The organism is Apibacter sp. (assembly GCF_025291155.1).
Classification (GTDB): domain Bacteria; phylum Bacteroidota; class Bacteroidia; order Flavobacteriales; family Weeksellaceae; genus Apibacter.
On record NZ_JAMBJZ010000115.1, the window covers coordinates 1 to 5096 of the forward strand.

Annotated in this window: 3 protein-coding genes; 1 reads left to right on the top strand and 2 read right to left on the bottom strand. The window is 29.3% G+C overall.

Annotated features, from left to right (window positions below):
* Nucleotides 1–203 precede the first annotated feature (203 nt).
* The gene (locus M3Z80_RS09060; RefSeq protein ID WP_293919292.1) at nucleotides 204–1538 is read right to left on the bottom strand and encodes a hydroxymethylglutaryl-CoA reductase; all 1335 of its coding nucleotides are present in this window, start codon (nucleotides 1536–1538) and stop codon (nucleotides 204–206) included.
* Between the two features lie 336 nt (nucleotides 1539–1874).
* On the opposite strand from M3Z80_RS09060, the gene M3Z80_RS09065 reads away from it, so the two are divergent.
* Nucleotides 1875–4046 (top strand): helix-turn-helix domain-containing protein, encoded by a 2172-nt coding sequence (locus M3Z80_RS09065; protein ID WP_293919293.1) that lies wholly within the window; start codon nucleotides 1875–1877, stop codon nucleotides 4044–4046.
* Nucleotides 4047–4072: 26 nt separating this feature from the next.
* Here M3Z80_RS09065 and M3Z80_RS09070 read toward each other — a convergent pair whose 3' ends face one another.
* Nucleotides 4073–4747 (bottom strand): OmpA family protein, encoded by a 675-nt coding sequence (locus M3Z80_RS09070; RefSeq protein WP_293919294.1) that lies wholly within the window; start codon nucleotides 4745–4747, stop codon nucleotides 4073–4075.
* Nucleotides 4748–5096 lie beyond the last annotated feature (349 nt).

Genomic DNA, 5096 nt, shown 5'->3' on the forward strand with positions numbered 1-5096 from the left:
CCTATAAAGATAAATACACCTGACTACCAAATATTTATACCCTGAAATTTTTTTTAAACTTTTTTTAATTCCCCCCCCTCTCTTTCTTACTCTTTAGTACTATTCTTATTTCCCTTTTTTATAACTCAATTTTTTCCTCCCACCACTCAATCCTTCATTTAATTCCTCCCCCATTCATATTTATATTATCTCTTATTCCTTTATTATTTTGGGGTGTTACGTAGTTTTTCAAGTTCGCTAGATACTAAGTGATGTGATATTGTTTTGTCTTTAAATATATTGACGATATATTGCTTTTCTTTTTCTGTCGCACCTAATTGGTTCACTATATTTATGAGATGCATCTTCATATGTCCTTTTTGTATTCCTGTTGTGATTAATGATCTTATTGCAGCAAAGTTTTGTGCCAGGCCTGCAACGGCTACTATTTGCATAAGTTTTTCTGCGGAAGGATTATTTAATATTTGTAGGGAAGCGATAACTAATGGATGAAGTTTGGTTAACCCTCCTACTATTCCTAAAGATATTGGTAGATCTATCCAAAAATTAAATTCATCATTTTTAATTTCACAATGGGTTAGGCTCGTATATTTACCTTTATGAGATGCATACGTATGGGCACAAGCTTCTACAGCTCGAAAATCATTACCTGTCGCTATCACAACCGAATCTACTCCATTCATAATTCCTTTATTATGGGTAGCTGCTCTGTAAGGTTCTACTTCTGCTATCTTTACTGCTTGTTTAAATTTCCATGCAAATTCTTTCGGAGATATTCCGCTATCGTCTTTTAAATCTTCAATTTTACACTTCACTTCTGCTCTTGCTATACAATCTGGTGTATAGTTGGAAAGTATGGACATGATTATTTGAAAATTTTCCTTTTCTTCTTCATTAAATATATTTGATTTATGGAATTCTTCTTTGAAAGTAATGGAAAACTGCTCTAAACATGAATTGATAAAGTTTGCCCCCATACTATCTTGGGTATTGAAAGAACCTTTTATTTGAAAATAACTTTCAAGTTCTTCAGTTTTATCTACCAATTCTATATCGGTTATTCCTCCTCCTCTTATTCGCATGTTTTTTGTAATATCAATGCTTTCTTTAATTAACTCTTCTTTTAATTGGCATTGAAACCATTGTTGTAATTTAGCTTTATTTCCTTTATATATGAAATGAACATGCCCTAATTTGATATTTCCTAAAAGCTTTGTTTTAAAACCTCCTTTATTTAACCAAAATTTTGCTGACTTTGCAGCGGCAGCAACTACAGAGCTTTCTTCTGTTGCCATAGGTATGGCATATATTTCATTGTTAATTAAAAAATTTGGAGCAATACCATACGGTATATAAAAATTACTAATCGTATTTTCCGTAAATTCATCATGAATTTTTTGCAATTCAGATTTTTGATTCCAATATTGTTTTAAGATATTTTTAAGTTCATTCGAACCCTGGACATATTGCTGAGTTAGCCAGTTTATTTTCTCCTCTTTTGTTAGCTTAGAAAACCCTTCTATAATTTTATTCTTCATTTTTCAATTACAAATAAGTGGGTAACAAAATTAGAACATATATATTTATAATAATATTATTATTTAGCTGAATAAATTTCTTTTACTTTATAAAATAACTATTATAGTATTTCCATACTTGGCTGTGAGTGATAATTTAATTCTAATTATTATTTATATATTTTTTATTATTAATTTATTTTCATATTATTTATTACAGTAAATAAGGCCTTACTAAAGCCTGTTCTTTTACTTATTACATATATCATAATTTGATCAAATATTAGTTTTAATTTTCTTTCTAATTTTTTTGATCAATTACTATTACTATATATTTGTAGTTAAAATCCAAAGTATATGGCAAACCATTATCCTGTAGTCAATATTGAACAGAAACTTGCTTTCGATTTAGCCAATTATACTCATAAAAATTTATTTATAACAGGAAAGGCAGGAACCGGAAAAACTACTTTTTTAAAAGAATTAAAGGAAACTACAAGAAAGAATACAATAGTTGTAGCTCCTACAGGGGTAGCAGCTATCAATGCAGGAGGAGTAACAATTCATTCTTTATTTGGGTTTCCTCTCACTAGTTTTATTCCTTCTAATGATGCATGGATTGATCGTAATATTGCTATTACCAAATTAGAGCTTCATCAACATTTCAGATATAATAAAGATAAGAGAAAATTATTTTCTGAAGTTGAATTGTTAATTATTGATGAAGTTTCTATGCTTCGGGCAGATATTTTGGATGCCATAAATTGGTCTTTGCAATACACAAGAAAGAATTCCGCTCCGTTCGGTGGAGTGCAGCTGGTAATGATTGGAGACATGTACCAACTTCCTCCTGTAATTAAAGACGAACAATGGAATCTTTTAAAAAACTATTATAAAAGCTTGTTTTTTTTTGATGCGTTGGCTCTACAGAAGAACCCTCCGGTTTGTATTGAATTTAAAAAAGTTTACAGGCAGGATGATCCTATATTTATAAATTTATTGAATTCCATTCGATATCAGGATTTTGATTCTATTGATTTTAATTTACTTCATGAAAGATATAATCCTGATTTTGTACCGAACGAGACCGGATATATCACTTTAACCACCCATAATTCAATTGCGAATTCGATTAATGAAAATGAATTACAAAAACTAGAAAAACCTATTAAGTTTTTTGAGGCTATTGTAGATGGAATATTTCCTGAAGCTTCCTACCCTACGGAAATGGATCTTGTATTAAAGGAAGGAACTCAAATCATGTTTATAAGGAATGATACTTCGGGTAATAAAAGATATTTTAATGGTAAAATTGGTATTATTGAAAAAATCGAAGATTTTGATATTTATGTACGCTTTGAAAATCAAAAAGATTCTTTTTTATTGGAACATGAAGTTTGGAAGAATATAAAGTATAGTGTTAATGATGAAACGGGAAAAATAACTGAAGAAATATTAGGCTCGTTTTCTCAATATCCGATTCGGCTAGCTTGGGCTGTAACAATCCATAAAAGTCAAGGTCTGACTTTCGATAAAGTTATTATTGATGCGGGGAAATCATTTGCTTCCGGGCAAGTATATGTTGCTTTAAGTAGATGCCGTACATTGGAAGGAATTATTCTTAAATCAATGATTCGAAATCATAACATTATCCAGGATCAAAAAATTAATGAATTTCAATCTCAAATGTGGAATGTTCATGAATTGGAAAATATACTTAATGAAGAGAAATATAATTTCGGGCTTGAGACTCTTTTTAAATCCTTATCTGTTCATTCTTTGACTTTTGAAATCCAGGATTGGCGAAAAATGACTATAGAAAAGGCTATTCCTAATAGACAAAAAGTATTGGATATAATTTCATCGGTTGATGAATGTCTACATTCTTTGTTATTGGTTAATCAAAAATTTCAACGGAATATTCTTTCTCGTTTTCAAGCTACTACTCCTGATACTAAAAATGAAGTTTGGCAAACGATTGAAAAAAGAGCTAAGGATGCAGTGGAGTATTTTGCTGATGAACTTTTTTGCAAGGTATGGAAACCATTACAAGACCATTATCTCGAATATAAATCTAAATCACGGATAACGCAATATATAAAGTTTATTACCGAATTTGAAAACGAGGTTAAAATAAAAATAAAACTTATACTTTCTACTACTCTTATTGATCAGCGGCTTACTTATAGGGAGCTTGTCTTTACTTCTGATTCGCAGACTGTATCTTCTACTCATAAAAAAGATGATACGGTAGATATAACTTTACAGCTTTTACAGGAAGGAAATGATCTATCAGAGGTAGCTAAATTGAGAAACTTAACGAACTCTACTATCAGTAATCATATTGCTAAACTTATCTCTAAAAATAAAGTATCTGTTTATGATTTTATTTCTAAGGAAAAGTATGATTTGATTGAAAAAAAGTTGATTGAGCTAAATACTAAAGAGCTGAAAATTATAAAAGAATCATTAGGTGATAATTTTTCTTATGATGAGATTAAATTTGTGAGAAGTAATCTAGGTATATAACAATATTGTGAGAGAAATTTAGAAATTTATTTTTCAAAAACACGAATATCTACTCTTCTATTTTTAGCTTTGCATTCAGGTGCGTCATTAGCTTCACAAACCGGATGTTGCGATCCGTATCCTTCTGAGGTTATTCTTTCTGCTTGAATTCCCGATTTTATTAATTCTTCCTGAACAGTTTTTGCTCTTTCTTCAGATACTTTTCTATTGGTTTCTTCGGTCCCTGTGGTATCGGTGTATCCTCCAATTTTTATTTTAGCATTCGGGAATGCTTTCAAAATTTCAGAGATATTTTTTATTTGTTTTCCCGATTCGGTTGTTACAGTAGATTTTCCACTATCGAAATAGACACGATCTAATGTAATCCATCCTTTTCTCTTATCCTCATTAACATTTGTATTTGAATCGTTTAAAAAATTAAATAAGTTAGCTTCTGTAGAATGGTTACCAACTTCCACTATTTCTTTACCATTCGGAAGCTTTATTGTAAATATATTTCCTGTGGCATAAATGAAATTCCCTGTCACTGGATCGAAAGTTCCTTCAATAACTCTTCCTACCTCATTTACTTGCATCGATTGTTGTTTTTCTAACTCTTCTTGTTTTTTTCTATAACACTCACAACTGGTTACAGTAAATATAAACAATAAGGCACTTAAGAACCCCCATAGGGTTCTATATAAATTTTTATTTCTGTACATATTATTAAATTAAGGCATAAAATTTATCTCACACAATATTGTTATAATTATAATCATTATTAGAGTAAATTTACATTAATATTTCTATTAAGAAAATTTTAAGAGATATTTATTTCTTATATTACATTTCTTTATAATAAAACACCTTTCTTTAATTAAATTTTTCTCTTCTAATTTAAGATATATATTTATTTTCATCGCGTATATCAATTATCTATTTAATTTATTTCATTTTATACTTTTTAATTAAATTATCTTGAATTAGACTTATTATTTTCTATAAACATGTTTACCAAAATACATATTTCCAAAAAAATGCCTCTGAAATATATTCCTCTTTTACCAAACA